This window comes from Acidovorax sp. (assembly GCF_046341535.1).
GTDB lineage: Bacteria > Pseudomonadota > Gammaproteobacteria > Burkholderiales > Burkholderiaceae_C > Acidovorax.
The window spans coordinates 1-15,964 of sequence record NZ_JBKDRI010000042.1 but is presented as its reverse complement, the minus strand read 5'-3'; the positions used below and the strand labels follow the sequence as shown (position 1 = coordinate 15,964).

Annotated in this window: 11 protein-coding genes; 6 read left to right on the top strand and 5 right to left on the bottom strand. The window is 64.1% G+C overall.

Annotation, left to right across the window (positions count from 1 at the left end; translation table 11 throughout):
* Window positions 1-6: 6 nt before the first annotated feature.
* From argF to kynA, 6 genes are all read left to right on the top strand, one after another.
* A complete protein-coding gene (gene argF / locus ACK543_RS02850; protein ID WP_409941347.1) occupies window positions 7-939 on the top strand; it encodes an ornithine carbamoyltransferase in 933 nt (310 codons plus the stop codon).
* Window positions 940-1,246: 307 nt separating this feature from the next.
* Window positions 1,247-1,927 (top strand): hypothetical protein, encoded by a 681-nt coding sequence (locus ACK543_RS02845; RefSeq protein WP_409941346.1) that lies wholly within the window; start codon window positions 1,247-1,249, stop codon window positions 1,925-1,927.
* Window positions 1,928-2,094: 167 nt separating this feature from the next.
* Window positions 2,095-2,427, top strand: coding sequence for a YkgJ family cysteine cluster protein (locus ACK543_RS02840; RefSeq protein WP_409941345.1), 333 nt, complete (start codon window positions 2,095-2,097; stop codon window positions 2,425-2,427).
* Between the two features lie 103 nt (window positions 2,428-2,530).
* On the top strand, window positions 2,531-3,181 hold the full coding sequence (gene kynB / locus ACK543_RS02835; protein ID WP_409941344.1) for an arylformamidase: 651 nt from the start codon (window positions 2,531-2,533) through the stop codon (window positions 3,179-3,181).
* An 89-nt stretch (window positions 3,182-3,270) separates the two neighbouring features.
* Window positions 3,271-4,608 (top strand): kynureninase, encoded by a 1,338-nt coding sequence (gene kynU / locus ACK543_RS02830; RefSeq protein WP_409941343.1) that lies wholly within the window; start codon window positions 3,271-3,273, stop codon window positions 4,606-4,608.
* A 143-nt stretch (window positions 4,609-4,751) separates the two neighbouring features.
* On the top strand, window positions 4,752-5,639 hold the full coding sequence (gene kynA / locus ACK543_RS02825; RefSeq protein WP_409941342.1) for a tryptophan 2,3-dioxygenase: 888 nt from the start codon (window positions 4,752-4,754) through the stop codon (window positions 5,637-5,639).
* Between the two features lie 176 nt (window positions 5,640-5,815).
* On the opposite strand, the gene ACK543_RS02820 is transcribed toward kynA, so the two are convergent.
* From ACK543_RS02820 to ACK543_RS02800, 5 genes are all read right to left on the bottom strand, one after another.
* A complete protein-coding gene (locus tag ACK543_RS02820) occupies window positions 5,816-7,450 on the bottom strand; it encodes a SpoVR family protein (protein WP_409941341.1) in 1,635 nt (544 codons plus the stop codon).
* Window positions 7,447-8,712: a YeaH/YhbH family protein gene (locus ACK543_RS02815; RefSeq protein WP_409941340.1), complete on the bottom strand. Its 1,266-nt coding sequence runs from the start codon at window positions 8,710-8,712 to the stop codon at window positions 7,447-7,449. Before ACK543_RS02815 ends, ACK543_RS02820 begins: the two co-directional genes overlap by 4 nt.
* Window positions 8,713-8,985: 273 nt before the next feature.
* A complete protein-coding gene (locus tag ACK543_RS02810; RefSeq protein ID WP_409941339.1) occupies window positions 8,986-10,908 on the bottom strand; it encodes a PrkA family serine protein kinase in 1,923 nt (640 codons plus the stop codon).
* A 343-nt stretch (window positions 10,909-11,251) separates the two neighbouring features.
* The gene (locus ACK543_RS02805; protein ID WP_409941377.1) at window positions 11,252-12,520 is read right to left on the bottom strand and encodes an FAD-dependent monooxygenase; all 1,269 of its coding nucleotides are present in this window, start codon (window positions 12,518-12,520) and stop codon (window positions 11,252-11,254) included.
* A gap of 23 nt (window positions 12,521-12,543) precedes the next feature.
* Entirely contained in the window at window positions 12,544-15,063 is a 2,520-nt protein-coding gene (locus tag ACK543_RS02800; protein ID WP_409941338.1) for a putative bifunctional diguanylate cyclase/phosphodiesterase, read from the bottom strand.
* Window positions 15,064-15,964: the final 901 nt, after the last annotated feature.

The window sequence follows — 15,964 nt, the reverse complement described above, 5'->3', positions numbered from 1 at the left end:
ACCGCCATGACGACGACGCTGAAACACTACCTGCAGTTCACCGACCTCACCGCCGACGAATACGCCTACCTGTTCGAGCGCGCCGCGCTCATCAAAAAGAAGTTCAAGGCCTACGAAAAGCACCACCCTCTGGTGGACCGCACGCTGGCCATGATCTTCGAGAAGGCCAGCACCCGCACGCGCGTGAGCTTTGAGGCCGGCATGTACCAGTTGGGCGGCAGCGTGGTGCACCTGACCACCGGCGACAGCCAGTTGGGGCGCGCCGAGCCGATTGAAGACAGCGCCAAGGTCATCAGCCGCATGGTGGATCTGGTGATGATCCGCACGTTTGAGCAAAGCAAGATCGAACGCTTTGCCGCCAACTCGCGCGTGCCCGTCATCAACGGCCTGACCAACGAATACCACCCCTGCCAGATCCTGGCCGACATCTTCACCTACATCGAACACCGCGGCTCCATCCACGGCAAGACGGTAGCCTGGGTGGGCGACGGCAACAACATGGCCAACACCTGGCTGCAGGCGGCTGCGCTGCTGGGCTTCAAGGTGCATGTGAGCACGCCCCGTGGCTACGAAATTGATGAAAAACTGGCCGCCGGCGCGGGTGGCATAAGCCCTGATTGCTATCAATTTTTTAGCAACCCGCTGGATGCCTGCCAGGGCGCCGACCTGGTCACCACCGACGTGTGGACCAGCATGGGCTACGAGGCCGAAAACGAAGCCCGCCGCATCGCCTTTGCCGACTGGTGTGTGGACACCGAGATGATGGCTGCTGCCAAGCCCGACGCCCTCTTCATGCACTGCCTGCCCGCGCACCGAGGTGAAGAAGTGGACGCTGACGTGATCGACGGGCCACAGTCCGTGGTCTGGGATGAAGCAGAAAACAGGATGCACGTGCAGAAGGCACTCATGGAGTACCTTCTGCGCGGCCGCGTTGCATGACATGCAGCGCGGTGGCGCGCCAGCGCCAGCAGCCTGTTTCGGCGCAGGCTCATGTCCGCGCAGCGGACGTGAAGCAGATGTGAAGCGGACGTGAAGCGGCCGCAGGCCGCGGGCCGCAGCCAAAACGCCATGCACGTGCAAAAGGCACTCATGGAGTAACTTTTGCTCGGCCGCGTCGCCTAATATCCATATGCATCTGGCAATACCGATCCGTTCACGCTGAGCTTGTCGAAGCGCCGCGCGAGGCTTCGACAAGCTCAGCCCGAACGGCTTGCCAGATCGAACGGACATCCCTCTGACCTTTCCTATGCCCTGGCGCCGCCCGCCCGCCCTCAGCGCCGAATTGCTGGCGCACTGGCAAGCCCTGGGCCAAGCGCTGGGGTGCGACACGCCCGCCTGGCGTGCTGAAGGCCAGCGCCTGCTGCGCAGCTGGGCGCGCTGGCCACGCGCCTATCACGACACCACCCACCTGTGGGCCTGCCTGCGGCATGGGCAAGCCGTTCAGGATCAGCAGCCCGGCGCCCTGGACAACCCGCATGCGGTTGCTCTGGCCCTGTGGTACCACGACGCCATCTACTGGCCATGGAGCCAGCACAACGAAGAGCGCAGCGCCGCCTGGGCCAGCCGCTTCATCCTGAGCCAGGGCCTGCCGGACACCCTGGCCCAGACCGTGCACCAGCACATCCTGGACACCCGCCACACCCCAGGCCCGCTGACGGGCGATGCACAGTGGGTGGTGGATATCGACCTGGCCATCCTGGGCCAGAGCGACGCGGTGTACCGCGACTTCGAGCGCAACGTACGGCGCGAATATCTTTTTGTGCGCTGGCCACGTTATGTAGCGGGGCGCAGCGCGGTGCTGCAGGGGTTTCTTGACCGGCCACGCATTTACGGTACGGACCTGTTTTACCAACGGTATGAAGCGCAGGCGCGGATCAACCTGGGCATGGCGCTACAGGCCCTGGACCAAGGGCTGCTGTATTGCTGATTCAGCCCACCTGGCAGGGCTGCGCATCCTGTCACAGACTCGTCTGCGCGCCGTCGCAACACACGCTGAAGCGCCGCAAAGCGCTCGGTTTTTTCGTTAGCATCCAGCGCGAAGCGCGGTGCCCGGGGGCATCGCATCCTGCCTCCGTTCTTTTTTGTTTGCGCCCGATGTCCGACACCACCCACCCCTGCCTCACCTGCGGCGCCTGCTGCGTGAACTTTCGTGTGGACTTTGCGGTGTACGAGTTGCAGGCGATGGGCGGCACGGTGCCCGACGATCTGGCGGTGGAGGTCAACGGCAGCAAGTGCCGCATGCGTGGCACCGACCGGGTGCCCATTCGCTGTGTGGCGCTGACGGGCACGGTGGGCGAACAGGTGGCTTGCGGCATCTATGCCTCGCGCCCGTCACCCTGCCGCGAGTTCGAGGCGGGTGACTATGCGTGCAACAAGGCGCGCCTGCGCCATGGTCTGACTCCACTGCAAGAGGGCTTTGTTCTCTGAATCGGGGCCTCGCCGCAGCGGTCTGGTTGCGGCCTTCACAATTTTCGGGGGCTGTTGGAAATAACCGACACCACGGTTTTTGCCGGGCTGCAAACTTTGCGGCATGCCAGCCAGCCCAGCCCCTACCGCCCGCCAGCTCTGGGACATTTCACCGCCCGTGCACGCGGGCAGCCCCGTGTTTCCGGGCGATACGGCGTACCGCCAGCAGTGGTGCGCCACCATCGGCCCGGGCTGCCCGGTCAATGTGAGCGCCATCACGCTGTCGCCCCATGTGGGCGCGCACGCCGATGCGCCGCTGCACTACGACCCGCAGGGCACCAGCATTGGCGACGTGTCGCTAGACGCGTTTCTGGGGCCCTGCCGCGTGATCCACGCCATCGGCTGCGGCCCACTGATTACCTGGGAGCACATCGCTCACGCGGTGGACCGCCTACTGCCCCCGCGGGTGCTGGTGCGTACCTATGCCCAGGCCCCGGCCGACTGGGATGGCCAGCTCAGCGCCTACGCGCCCGACACCGTCGAGCGCCTGGCCGACCTGGGCGTGCTGCTGGTGGGCATTGATACCGCCAGCATCGACCCCGCGGACAGCAAGCTGCTTTCCAGCCACCAGGTGATCCGCCGCCGTGGCCTGCGTGTGCTGGAAAACCTGGTGCTCGACGCCGTGCCCGAGGGCGACTACGAGCTGATCGCCCTGCCGCTCAAGCTGACCACGGCCGATGCCTCCCCCGTGCGCGCCGTGCTCCGAGCCCTTTGATGCATTGAGTTCAGTGATTTTTTGCCCGCTTACGCACGTCAATAAACAACTTTTAGCTATTACTTTTGTAGCAATCTACCTAAATCACCATGACCGCCTCCCGGCAAGACTGCCGCGCGCTCGACGCGCAAGACCCCCTCGCACCACTGCGCGCTCACTTCAGCCTGCCCGCAGGCGTGATCTACCTGGACGGCAACTCGCTGGGTGTGCTGCCCCAAGCCGCGGCCGCGCGTGTGGCCGATGTGGTCACCCGCGAATGGGGCACGGATCTGATCCGATCGTGGAATACGGCAGGCTGGTTTGACCTGCCCCAGCGCCTGGGCAACCAGTTGGCCCCGCTGATCGGCGCGGGCCAGGATGAGGTGGTGTTCACCGACAGCACCTCCATCAACCTCTACAAGGTGCTGAGCGCGGCGCTGAACATCGCCCGTGACGACAGCCCCGCCCGCAAGCGCATCGTGAGCGAGCGCAGCAACTTCCCCACCGACCTCTACATGGCCGAAGGCCTGTGCAAGGAGCGCGGCCTGGAACTGCTGCTGGTGGAGCCTGAAGACCTTGCAGCAGCACTCACCCACGATGTGGCCGTGCTGATGCTCACGCACGTGAACTACCGCACGGGCGCCATGCACGACATGGCCGCCATCACCGCCGCCGCGCACGCCCAGGGCATTTTGTGCGTGTGGGACCTGGCGCACAGCGCGGGGGCGGTGCCGGTTGAGTTGAAGGGCGCGGGCGCAGATGACGAAGCCTGGACCGCATCGCCATCGGCCGATTTCGCCGTGGGCTGCGGCTACAAATACCTCAACGGCGGCCCCGGCGCACCGGCCTTTGTGTGGGTGCACCCGCGCCACGCCAGCCGTTTCTGGCAGCCCCTGTCGGGCTGGTGGGGCCATGCCGCACCCTTTGCCTTCACGCCCGACTACCAGCCCGCACCCGGCATTACGCGTTACCTGTGCGGCACGCAGCCCATCATCAGCCTGTCGGCCCTGCAGTGCGGGCTGGATGTGTTCACCGCCGCGCAGTCGCTGGGCGGCATGGCCGCGCTGCGCGCCAAGTCGCTGGCGCTGACCGACCTGTTCATCCAACTGGTGCAAGAGCGCTGCGCGGGCCACGGCCTGGGCCTGGCCACGCCGCGTGACCATGCCCGGCGCGGCTCGCAGGTGTGCCTGACGCGCGACGAAGGCGCGGGCGTGAACGGCCAGGGCAGCGGCGCCTATGCCATCGTGCAGGCGCTCATCGCCCGCGGCGTGATTGGCGACTTCCGCAAAGGCGACGGCGGCCGGCACAAAGACATCCTGCGCTTTGGCTTCACGCCGCTGTACATCGGCTTTGAAGATGTGTGGAACGCGGTGGAGCACCTGCGCCAGGTGCTCGAAAGCGGCGAGTGGCAGAAGCCCGAGTTCAACCAGACGCTCACAGTGACCTGAGGCCTGTCGGCATCAAAAAACACCTCAACCCGTTCACACTGAGCTTGTCGAAGTGCCGCGCAAGGCTTCGACAGGCTCAGCCCGAACGTTTCTGATGGATCGAGCGCTCCGTGTGAAACGGCGCGAACGCAGGAGACAAACCCATGTGCCCCTTTTCCCAAACAACCGATTCCTCCCACGCGACTCCGGGCACGGCTTTGCCCGAATCCATCGTGCACGATGAGCGCGCCCAGCTCGACTTGAGCGGCTGCATGAGCTACGGCGACTACCTGCAGCTTGACGCCATCCTCAGCGCGCAAAAGACGCTGTCACCCGCGCACGATGAGATGCTGTTCATCGTGCAGCACCAGACCAGCGAGCTATGGATGAAGCTGATGCTGCACGAGCTGCGCGCCGCCATCGGTCACATGGCGCGCGACGAGTTGCCGCCCGCGTTCAAGATGCTGGCGCGTGTGAGCAAGATCATGGAGCAGCTGGTGCACGCCTGGGACGTGCTGGCCACCATGACGCCGCCCGAGTACAGCGCCATGCGCCCGTACCTGGGGCAATCCAGCGGCTTTCAGAGCTACCAGTACCGCTGCATCGAGTTTGCGATGGGCAACAAAAACCGCGCCATGCTCAAGCCCCACGAGCACCGGGCTGACCTGCTGGCGCTGGTGCAGGCGGCCTACGCAGCCCCATCGCTGTATGACGAAGCCCTGCGCCTGCTGGCGCGCCGCGGCATCCCTGTGCCCGCCAGCCACCTGGAACGTGACTGGACCCTGCCCTACCAGGAAGACCCAGGCGTGGAGCAAGCCTGGCTGACGGTGTACCGCAACCCCAGGGAACACTGGGACCTGTACCAACTGGGCGAGGAACTGACCGATCTGGAAGACGCGTTTCGACTGTGGCGGTTCCGGCATGTGACCACGGTGGAGCGCGTGATCGGCTTCAAGCGCGGCACGGGCGGCACGGGCGGCGTGAGCTACCTGCGCAAAATGCTCGACGTGGTGCTGTTCCCGGAGATCTGGAAGCTGCGCACCGACCTGTGATGCGCGGCGGGCAGGCCACTGCGGAAAAATTCAGCATCAAAATGACCACCGCCGCTTGATGATGCTCGATTGTTTGCTATGAATTTTTAAGTAATTCACTCTCAGGACGTCGGAGCCCTGTCGCGGCCTGATGATCGATCTGGCGGGTTCGTTCGCGGCGCAGGCGGGCTGGGCGCTCAGGCGGCGGGCGACGGCACCGAGTGCAGCACCACCGGGTTGTCGCCCGAGGCATCCACCGCCTCGATCTGAACCCCGAAGCCCCACAGCCGCGCCACGTGCTTGAGCACCTCGGATGTGTCTGGCCCCAGCGGGCGCCCCTGGTAAGAGGTGTGGCGCAGGGTCAGGGTCCGGTCGCCACGCAGGTTCACGTTCCAGACCTGGATGTTGGGCTCGCGCGTGCCCAGGTCGTACTGCTGGGACAGCGTCTGGCGCAGGGTCCGGTAGCCGTCTTCGTCGTGGATGGCGCTGACTTCCAGCTCAGACCGGGAGGAGTCGTCGTGGATGGCGAACAGCCGCATTTCGCGGATCAGGTGCGGGCTGAGGTACTGGCCGATGAAGCTCTCGTCCTTGAAGTTGCGCATGGCATGGTCCAGCGCGGGCAGCCAGGGCGTGCCCGCGATGTCGGGGAACCACCGCCGGTCCTCCTCGGTAGGAGACTGGCAGATGCGCTGGATATCGCGGTACATGGCAAAGCCCAGCGCATAGGGGTTGATGCCGCTGTAAGCGCGGTGCCCCACGGGCGGCTGGTAGATGACGTTGGTGTGCGAGCCCAGCCACTCCAGCATCACCCCGTCGCTCAGGTAGCCATCGTCATACAGGGTGTTGAGCAAGGTGTAGTGCCAGAAGGTGGCCCAGCCCTCGTTCATGACCTGGGTTTGGCGCTGGGGGTAGAAATACTGCGCGATCTTGCGCACGATGCGCACAACCTCGCGCTGCCAGGGCTCTAGCAGCGGCGCATGCTTTTCGATGAAGTACAGGATGTTCTCCTGCGGCTCTTTCGGAAAGCGGTCGTGGCCCTGGGCGGGGTCGCCCTTTCCTGGGCGCGCGGGCAAGGTGCGCCACAGCTCGTTGACCTGCTGCTGCGCATAGGCTTCGCGCTGCTCGCGCTCCAGGCGCTCCAGCGCCAGGGTCTTGCGGGCGGGGCGGCGATAGCGGTCCACCCCCAGGTTGGAAAGTGCATGGCACGAGTCCAAAAGCCGCTCCACCTCGGCCATGCCATAGCGCTCCTCGCACTGGGCCACGTAGTCCTTGGCGTACACCAGGTAGTCGATGATGCTGGATGCATCGGTCCACATGCGAAAAAGGTAGTTGCCCTTGAAGAAGCTGTTGTGCCCATAGGCGGCGTGGGCAATCACCAGCGCCTGCATGGCGGTGGTGTTTTCCTCCATGAGGTAGCTGATGCAAGGGTTGGCGTTGATGACGATCTCGTAGGCCAGGCCCATGTGCCCACGGCGGTAGCGCCGCTCGGTGGCCAGAAACTCCTTGCCGTAGCTCCAGTGGCGGTAGTTCACCGGCATGCCCACGCTGGCATAGGCGTCCATCATCTGCTCTGCTGTGATGATCTCCAACTGGTTGGGGTAGGTATCGAGGCCGAAGCGTTCGGCGGTTGCCGCAATGGCCGCGTGGTAGCGCTCGATCAGCTCAAACGTCCAGTCGCTGGGGTCTGGCAAGGGCTGCGCGGGCCGTTCCCCGGCAGGCAGGGGCTGCTCAGGCACGGTGCGATGGCGGCGCTCGCCCACAGCGGCAGCGTTCCACGGGTTGTCGCTGGATCGACGTTCAAGAACCGGGTAGTGAGCCATGTGGTGCGTCATGCCTGTACCCCTTCTTTCCTGAACAGCTCTCGAAACACGGGGTAGATCTCGGAGGGATCGGACACCTTGCGCATCGCGAAGTGGGCGCAAAGCGGCAACAGCTGGCTGTATTCATCCCACAGGTTCTGCTCTTCCTCAGCCACCTGGACATACGCAAAGTAGCGCACCAGCGGCAGGATGCGGTCCATCAGAAGCTTGCGGCAATTGCCGCTGTCGTTGGTGAAGTTGTCGCCATCGCTGGCCTGGGCGACGTAGATGTTCCAGTCACCGCCTGCATAACGCGTGCGGATGACCTCATCGAGCAAGACGAGCGCGCTGCTGACCACCGTGCCGCCGCTTTCGGTGGAATGGAAGAACTGTTCCTCGCTGACCTCGGCCGCCTGGGTGTGGTGGCGGATGAACACGATGTCGATCTTTTCGTAGTGCCGTGTCAGAAACAGGTATAGCAGGATGAAGAACCGCTTGGCCAGGTCTTTGCGCGCCTGATCCATCGAACCGGAGACATCCATCACGCAAAACATCACCGCCTGGCTGTTGGGCACGGGCACTTTGGATCGGGCCCGAAAGCGCAGGTCGATGGGGTCCAGGTAAGGCACCTTGCGAATGCGCTCGCGCAGCTTCAGGATCTTGCCCCGCAGAGCCTCCAGCGCCTCGACGCTGGCGTCAGCGCGCGCCTGCATCGCATCGAGCTCATCCTCCAGGGCCTTTAGCTCGCGCTGCGGTGCGGTGGTGAGGGCCATGCGCCGCCCCAGCGCGCCTCGCATGGTGCGCACTACGGCCAGGTTGTTGGGCGTACCGTCCTGGCTGTAGCCCGCGCGGCGCGTCTTCCACTGCGGGTTGTCGCCAATATGGGTACGCAGCAGGTTGGGCAACGCCAGGTCCTCAAAAAAGAGCTGCATGAACTCTTCCTTGGTGAGGGTGAAGGTGAAATCGTCTTCACCCTCGCCGCTGTCGCTGGCCTGGGAGCCCTTGCCTTGACCCCCCTGGGGACGCTGAATGCGGTCACCACGCACATGGTCTTGGTTGCCGGGGTGGGCCGTGTCCCGCACGCCGCCCTGGCCGTGGTGAAACACGGGTTCGCTGATGTCCTTCCTGGGGATGGTGATGCTCTCGGCACCCTCAATGTCGCGAATACCGCGCTGCGAGACGGCGCGGCGCACCGCATCGGCGATCTGGTCCTTGTAGCGCCGCACGAAGCGCTCGCGGTTGCCCACCGATTTGTTTCTGCCTGCGAGCCTGCGGTCGATGATTTGCAGTGCCATCTACATGCTCCCGTGCCGCGGCGCTAGCCCGGATATTTCACCAGGGACGCGCCCGAGTGGGCTGTGATGCGGTGCGCTGGCAAGGCGATACAACGCTGCGGGCCCGTGCCCGCGAGGAGGAACATCGCAGCCAGCGCGCCGCAGCACGGCGCAATCGGGTGTGCAGAGCTCGATCCAAATCGGATTTGGCACTCGAAGCCAGGAAAGTGAGTATTCATGTAGTGTTGCAGCACATAGGGCAGCGACCTGATGCAATATGCGGGCTACCGCGCTCTAGCTGCTCTTTCGCACGCGCAGGTACCACTCGCACAAAAGGCGTACCTGCTTGGGTGTGTAGCCCTTGCCCACCATGCGCGTGACGAAATCCTCGTGCTTCTTGGCGTCCTCCGCACTGGCCTTGGCGTTGAAGCTGATGACGGGCAACAGGTCTTCCGTGTTGGAGAACATCTTCTTTTCAATCACCAGACGCAGCTTCTCGTAGCTGGTCCAGCTGGGGTTTCTGCCCTGATTGTTGGCGCGTGCGCGCAGAACGAAGTTGACGATCTCATTGCGAAAGTCCTTGGGGTTGGCAATGCCCGCGGGCTTTTCAATCTTCTCCAGCTCGGCGTTGAGGGCGCTGCGATCGAATACCTCGCCGGTGTCGGTGTCGCGGTATTCGTTGTCCTGGATCCAGTAGTCCGCATAGGTCACATACCGGTCGAAGATGTTCTGGCCATACTCGCTGTAGCTTTCCAGGTAGGCGGTCTGGATCTCCTTGCCGATGAACTCCGCGTAGCGCGGCGATAGCAATTCCTTGATGTAGCCGGTGTATTTTGTCTCCAGCTCCGCAGGGAACTGCTCGCGCTCGATCTGCTGCTCCAGGACATACATCAGATGCACGGGGTTGGCCGCCACCTCGGTGCTGTCGAAGTTGAACACCTTGGACAAGATCTTGAAGGCAAACCGTGTCGAGACGCCCGACATCCCCTCGTCCACGCCCGCGTAGTCACGGTATTCCTGGTAGCTCTTGGCCCGCGGATCGGTGTCTTTGAGGCTCTCGCCGTCGTACACCTGCAATTTGCTGAAGATGCTCGAATTCTCGGGCTCCTTCAGTCGCGTCAGCACGGCAAACTGCGCCATCATCTTGAGCGTGCCGGGCGCGCACACTGCGTTGCCCAGCGAAGACTCCCGGATGAGCTTTTCGTAGATGCGCGTTTCCTCGCTGACGCGCAGGCAGTACGGCACCTTGACGATGTAGATGCGGTCCAGGAAGGCTTCGTTGTTCTTGTTGTTGCGAAAGGCTTTCCATTCGCTCTCATTGCTGTGCGCCAGCACCACACCGTCAAACGGAATGGCACCAAAGCCCTCGGTCCCCTTGTAGTTGCCCTCCTGCGTGGCCGTCAGCAACGGGTGCAGCACCTTGATGGGCGCCTTGAACATCTCCACAAATTCCAGCAGCCCCTGGTTGGCCAGGCACAGCCCGCCGCTGTAGCTGTAGGCGTCGGTATCGTCCTGCGCAAAGCTCTCGAGCTTGCGGATGTCCACCTTGCCCACCAGGCTGGAGATGTCCTGATTGTTCTCGTCGCCCGGCTCCGTCTTGGCAATACCCACCTGCTTGAGGATGCTGGGATAACGCTTGACCACGCGGAACTGGCGGATATCGCCGCCGTACTCTTCCAGCCGCTTGACGGCCCACGGCGATAGCACGCGCTGCAGGTAGTGACGCGGTATGCCGAACTGCTCTTCCAGCAGGGGGCCATCCTCGGCAGGGTCAAACAACCCCAGGGGCGACTCATTGACCGGTGAACCCTTGAGGGAATAGAAGGGAACCTTCTGCATCAGGGCCTTGAGCCGCTCGGCAATGGAGCTCTTGCCTCCGCCCACCGGGCCCAGCAAGTACAAAATCTGTTTGCGCTCTTCCAGACCCTGGGCCGCATGGCGGAAAAAGCTCACCACCTGCTCGATGGCATCTTCCATGCCGTAGAACTCGGTAAACGCGGGGTAGCGCTTGATGACTTTGTTGGCGAACAGGCGCGACAGGCGCGGGTCGTTGCGCGTGTCCAACATCTCCGGCTCGCCGATGGCGGCCAGCATGCGCTGGGCGGCGGTGGCGTAGGCCGAAGGGTCGCGTTTGCACTCGGCGAGGTACTCGTCGATCGACATTTCCTCCTCGCGCGAACGGGCATAGCGTGCGGCGAAATTGCTGATGGCATCCATGGAAACCTCCTGTGACGGCACACGCCCCGGCCGACGCACGGCGGCGGTGTCACGCTTTGGAATCAAAACGTTTCGGGTACACACTTTGTAGCACTGCGGCTCGCGCTTGAACAGAGCAAACACCACCCGTTCTGGTGACTTCTTGGCGCTTTGCACCTGCCATGCCAGACTGTGGCCCGTTTTTCAGCGTCCCGCCGGCCGAAATTTGATTGCAGCATGGGTCGCAAGGTACAGCGCGCGCGGAAATCCAGTGGCCTTCGCTGCCTTTGAGCCAACGCGAACGGCGCGTGGGCCCCGCGAAAAACGGGTGAGTACGGGCAGCAGTTCGCCGGGCGGTCAATGCCTACTGCGTGCCGGCCCCTGCCCCGTCGCCGCGGTAGAGCCAGGGCACATCCAGCAACCGCTCGCCCAGCGACCGCAACAGCAGGTCCCGGCCCCAGCGCGTTGCCCCGGTGGCATGAAAGATACGCCCGTTGCGTGTGGACCTGGCCTGCACGCGCGCATTGCGCTGCCAACGGTTGACCGCGTAGCGCCGCAGGCGCAGAGGCACTTCAAGGTCGTGCATGGCCAGCGCATGCTGAAGCTCCATCGCATCCTCGATGGCCATGCCAGCGCCTTGCGCCAGGTACGGTCGCATGGGGTGCGCCGCATCGCCCAGCAAGGCCACCAGGCCACGGGCCATTTCATCGGCGCTCTGTACGGGCGGGCGGTCGCACACGGGCCACAGGCGCCAGCCGGCCGCGCAAGCCGCAGGCACGCGGGCTCCAACCGACGGGCAGTCGACAGCCGGCGCAGGCCCCGGCTGATGGGCTGCGCTGCGCACCAGGTCCTGCAAGGCCGTGCAGGTGCCTTGCAGCGCATGCTCCAATCCTGCGGCACTGGCGGCGTGATCCCAGTGGTCCAGGTCAGCAGGCACAGGCCCCTGCACGATGACGACCAGGTTCATCAACTCTCCTCGTCGAACCGGGTACTGGATGGCATGCAGGCGGGGCCCAAGCCAGGCGGTGACCTGGGCCGTGCGAAGCGCCGGCGGCAATTCTCCTTGAGCAATGAGTGCGCGGTACGCCAGGTGTCCTGTCACGCGGGGCGGCACCGCACCCAACAGCTGCGTGCGCGTGCGGCTCCACAACCCGTCGGCACCCACCAGCGCGTCGGCTTCGATCGCTTGGCCATGGCTGGTGCGCACGGTGACCACACCATCCGCGTCGGCAAACCCCTCCACGGGATGGTCAAGGTGACACTGCGTGTCGGTATCCTTGCCGACGGCTGCGAGAAGCAGGGCATGCAGGTCCGCGCGGTGGATGCAGGCATAAGGAGCGCCGTAGCGCTCCTCCATCGCCGCGCCCAGCGGCAATGCGGCGAGCGCGTCGCCGCTCAGGGCGCTGCGCACCTGCAGTCGCGCAGGAAAAGCCGCCGCGTCGTGCAACGGGCGCTGCAGGCCCCAGGCGAGCAGGCAACGCGTCACGTTGGGGCCCAGCTGCACCCCCGCGCCGACCTCGCCGAAAGCCGCCGCACGCTCGAGCAAACGCACACCCCAGCCCGCGCGCGACGCGCCCAGGGCAGCCGCCAGACCGCCAATGCCGCCGCCTGCCACCACCACCTGTTTCGTCATGCGCCCGGCTGAGGTGCGGGCCATCACCGGATCACCGGACGCATCGCGCGTTCCAGCAACTCAGCGGGCATGGGCCGTCCAAAAAGGTGGCCCTGATACGCCGTGCAGCCATGGCGCTGCAGGAACTCAAGCTGACCGGTGGTCTCCACGCCCTCGGCAACCACCGCAAGATCCAGACTTGCCGCCAGGGCAAGGATGGTGCGCACGATGGCGGCATCGTTGGGGTCGGTCTGCAGGTCACGAATGAACCCCTGGTCGATCTTGAGCTGATCGAGGGGCAATCGCTTGAGGTAACTGAGTGACGAATAGCCCGTGCCGAAGTCGTCGAGCGAAAAGGTCACGCCAAAGACGCGCAGCCGCTCCATGCGCGCAATGATGTCCTCGACATCTGCCAGCATCAGACTTTCGGTCAGCTCAAGTTTGAGCCGTTCAGGGTTGGCGCCGGTGGCTTGCAGTGCGCCCAGTACCTGCTCTGCAAAGTTCGGCTGGCGAAACTGTCGCACGCTCACGTTGACCGACAGCACGAACTGGCGCGTTAGCGGGCTTCGCGACCATGCCACCAGCTGTGCGCAAGCGGCCTCGATGACCCATTGGCCAAGCTGCAGGATCAAGCCGGTCTGCTCCGCCAGCGGGATGAATTCATTGGGCGACACCAGACCCCTGCGTGGGTGCTTCCAGCGCACCAGTGCCTCCGCGCCCAAAAGCCTTCCCTTGCCATCCACCACCGGCTGGTAGTACAGAACCAGCTCTCTTTCGTGCAGCCCGCGCCGCAGCTCCGCCTCGAGAACGGCCCGGGCGTTGACTGCGGCTTGCATGTCCGGGTCGAAAAAACGCTGCGTGTTGCGCCCTGCGGCCTTGGCCTGGTACATCGCAAGGTCGGCTTGCTTGAGCAGTTCATCAACGCTGCAAGGCTTGCTCCCAAACAGCGCGATCCCGATGCTGGGCGTGCTGTGGTAAGCGCCGTCGCCCAGTTCAAAGGATTTTGCCAACGTGGTGGAGATTTGGCAGGCGACCAGGGTGGCCTCTGAACTGGCGACCCCCGGCTCCGCGCTCAGGCCCTCGAGCAGCACCACAAACTCGTCGCCCCCAAACCTTGCCACCGTGTCGGACTCGCGCACACAGCCGGTCAGCCTTCGGGCGACTTGCTGCAGCAGTTGGTCGCCCACGTCATGGCCCAAGGTGTCGTTGAGGTCCTTGAAGTTATCCAAGTCGATGAACAGCAGGGCGCCCTGCGAGCCCGCCCGTCGCGCCGCCGCAGTGGCGTGCTGAAGACGGTCCACCAGCAAGCGGCGGTTGGGCAGGCCGGTCAGCGGGTCATAAAAGGCCAGGTGCTCGATCTGCAGCTCCGCCTGCTTGCGCTCCGTCACATCTCGCCCCACGCCACGGTAGCCCCGCAGAGCCCCGTGCTCGTCAAACACGGGCACGCCACTGACCGAGATCCAGTGCAAGCTACCGTCAGGCCGCTGATGCTGCAGCTCCAGGTCACGGAAAGGCTGGTGCGACTGCAGCGCAGCCCGGTGCATTTCCCAGTCCACCTCGGTCATGTTGAGAGCGCCAATCTCCCAAAGCGTGCGGCCTAGCACGCTCGAAATCGGGATGCCTTTGGTGCCGACATCGCCCGCCATCTGCACGAAACGCCCCTCTGCATCGTGTTCCCAATACCAGTCGGACGACAGGTCACTGAGCGAGCGAAAGCGCGTTTCACTCTCGCGCAAATCGCTCTCGACCCGCACATAGTCGCTCACGTCGGCAAAGGTCCGCACCAGGGCACCATCGGGTAGCTGGCAAGTGCGCACCTCCAAGGTTCGGCCGTCGCGCGTGGTTCGCCAGTACACCTCGGGCACCCTCCCCGAAGTCCCCTGGGCGACGTCGTGGTGGGCCCGGCGGTCCACGTGCGAGTCGCCGAGACCGAAGTCACCGCGCTCTCTCTGCAAGCGCGTCACGTCGGCGAGCGTCGGGCGCGTGGCCATCACGGATTCAGGCAGGTTCAGCAGCTCCAGCACCCGCTGGTTGTAGACGGTGATGCGCCCGTCGGGAGCCGTCTTCAAAATACCCTGCGTCATGCTTTCCAGGGTGCCTTGCAAGGCCGCGCGCTGCTCCTGAAGCCGCGCCAGTGCCTCGCTGGAAATGACCGTATCAACCCCAGGAGCCGGCTTGCGCGCGGCCCGGCGCCCTTGCAGCAGCTCCCCCAGTCGCCATGTCAGCTCAGGCAGGTGGGAGACATCACCGGCCGGCGGGCGCACCACATAGTCGCCCAGGCCACTACGGAAAGCGCGGGCTGCCAGCGCCTCCTGCGCTGCCGTGATGCACATGAGCACGACGGAATCCGCGCACAGTTCCAGCAGGGCCGGCAAATGCTGCACATCGGGCTCCAGGCAAAGCACAACCGCGTCCCATGGGTGCGATGTGAAAGCGCTGGCCCCCGCGTCAAGCGTCGGCGAATGCACCAACGCCCAGTCCGGCTGATGCTCGGCGATCAGCTGCCGGACCTGCAAGGCGTGCGCGGCATCGCCATCGATCCACAGGATCGCCGCTGCAGTCATGAACCAGACACCCTGCTACGCACGACCGCGAGCACAGCGCCCGGAACCGTTACACATGCAGGCACAGTCCATCGGGCGGCGCACATCAGATGGGACATCGGCGGATCAAAGGGCATGGTCGAGACACACTGCCAAGCAGTTGGGCCGGTAAATCCAGAAAGTGTAACGAGCGTATCGTCAGCCCGCGCGTCTTCGTCGACATTTTGTTGCAGTGGGGGATGCAGCTTTGTCCGGGAGAGCGCGGGGCATGGCGGACCACCCGCCCAACTGCGGGCTGCGAGCCCAAGCGGCTCTTTGGGCCACATGTCCGTCCCCGCGCCTTCGTCGAGCACGGTGCCGCTGCGCACTGCCCAAAAGAGTTTGCACGAAAACAGGTGGATGCACCCTCTGCCTTGCAAATCTGTGTCCATCCATCGCCAAAACTACGATTTCAATGAACCGATTGCGAGCGATTCAGGAGGATCTGGATCACTCTGATCATTCAATCTGTCCCCGAAAGGGCTGAGCGGTGCCGCTGTCTCCGGTTAAGAACCGCTGCCATCGCGAAGCAGGGGCTATTTCAACGCCCAGCGATATTCCTGGTTGAGCAGCCTGATGGGAAATGAAGACACGCCACATTCGGAATGGCGAACCACCAACCCTGCTGCACAGCACGTCGGTTTTTGATTGCGTACCGATCGATACACCCAACGCCCCGGAAGATTCAGCAATACCGCCGACAGGATGCGTCAAAAGGCCCGAGCCGATTGCAGGGCATTCTTTCTCCTGAATCCGTGACCCCAATCCCCCGGGTTCCGTAATCGCACAGAAACCGGGCAGAGAAACCCCGATATTCACCCCCAGTCCGGCCATTTCAACGCAACAAACCCGACCGGCACCCCAGATATACGCTCATCATGCC

What these genes read in the sequence shown, in the direction of transcription:
- argF (WP_409941347.1), top strand. Translation starts at nt 7, where the DNA reads ATGACGACGACGCTGAAACACTACCTGCAGTTCACCGACCTCACCGCC.
- ACK543_RS02845 (WP_409941346.1), top strand. Translation starts at nt 1,247, where the DNA reads ATGCCCTGGCGCCGCCCGCCCGCCCTCAGCGCCGAATTGCTGGCGCAC.
- ACK543_RS02840 (WP_409941345.1), top strand. Translation starts at nt 2,095, where the DNA reads ATGTCCGACACCACCCACCCCTGCCTCACCTGCGGCGCCTGCTGCGTG.
- kynB (WP_409941344.1), top strand. Translation starts at nt 2,531, where the DNA reads ATGCCAGCCAGCCCAGCCCCTACCGCCCGCCAGCTCTGGGACATTTCA.
- kynU (WP_409941343.1), top strand. Translation starts at nt 3,271, where the DNA reads ATGACCGCCTCCCGGCAAGACTGCCGCGCGCTCGACGCGCAAGACCCC.
- kynA (WP_409941342.1), top strand. Translation starts at nt 4,752, where the DNA reads ATGTGCCCCTTTTCCCAAACAACCGATTCCTCCCACGCGACTCCGGGC.
- ACK543_RS02820 (WP_409941341.1), bottom strand. Translation starts at nt 7,450, where the DNA reads ATGACGCACCACATGGCTCACTACCCGGTTCTTGAACGTCGATCCAGC.
- ACK543_RS02815 (WP_409941340.1), bottom strand. Translation starts at nt 8,712, where the DNA reads ATGGCACTGCAAATCATCGACCGCAGGCTCGCAGGCAGAAACAAATCG.
- ACK543_RS02810 (WP_409941339.1), bottom strand. Translation starts at nt 10,908, where the DNA reads ATGGATGCCATCAGCAATTTCGCCGCACGCTATGCCCGTTCGCGCGAG.
- ACK543_RS02805 (WP_409941377.1), bottom strand. Translation starts at nt 12,520, where the DNA reads ATGACGAAACAGGTGGTGGTGGCAGGCGGCGGCATTGGCGGTCTGGCG.
- ACK543_RS02800 (WP_409941338.1), bottom strand. Translation starts at nt 15,063, where the DNA reads ATGACTGCAGCGGCGATCCTGTGGATCGATGGCGATGCCGCGCACGCC.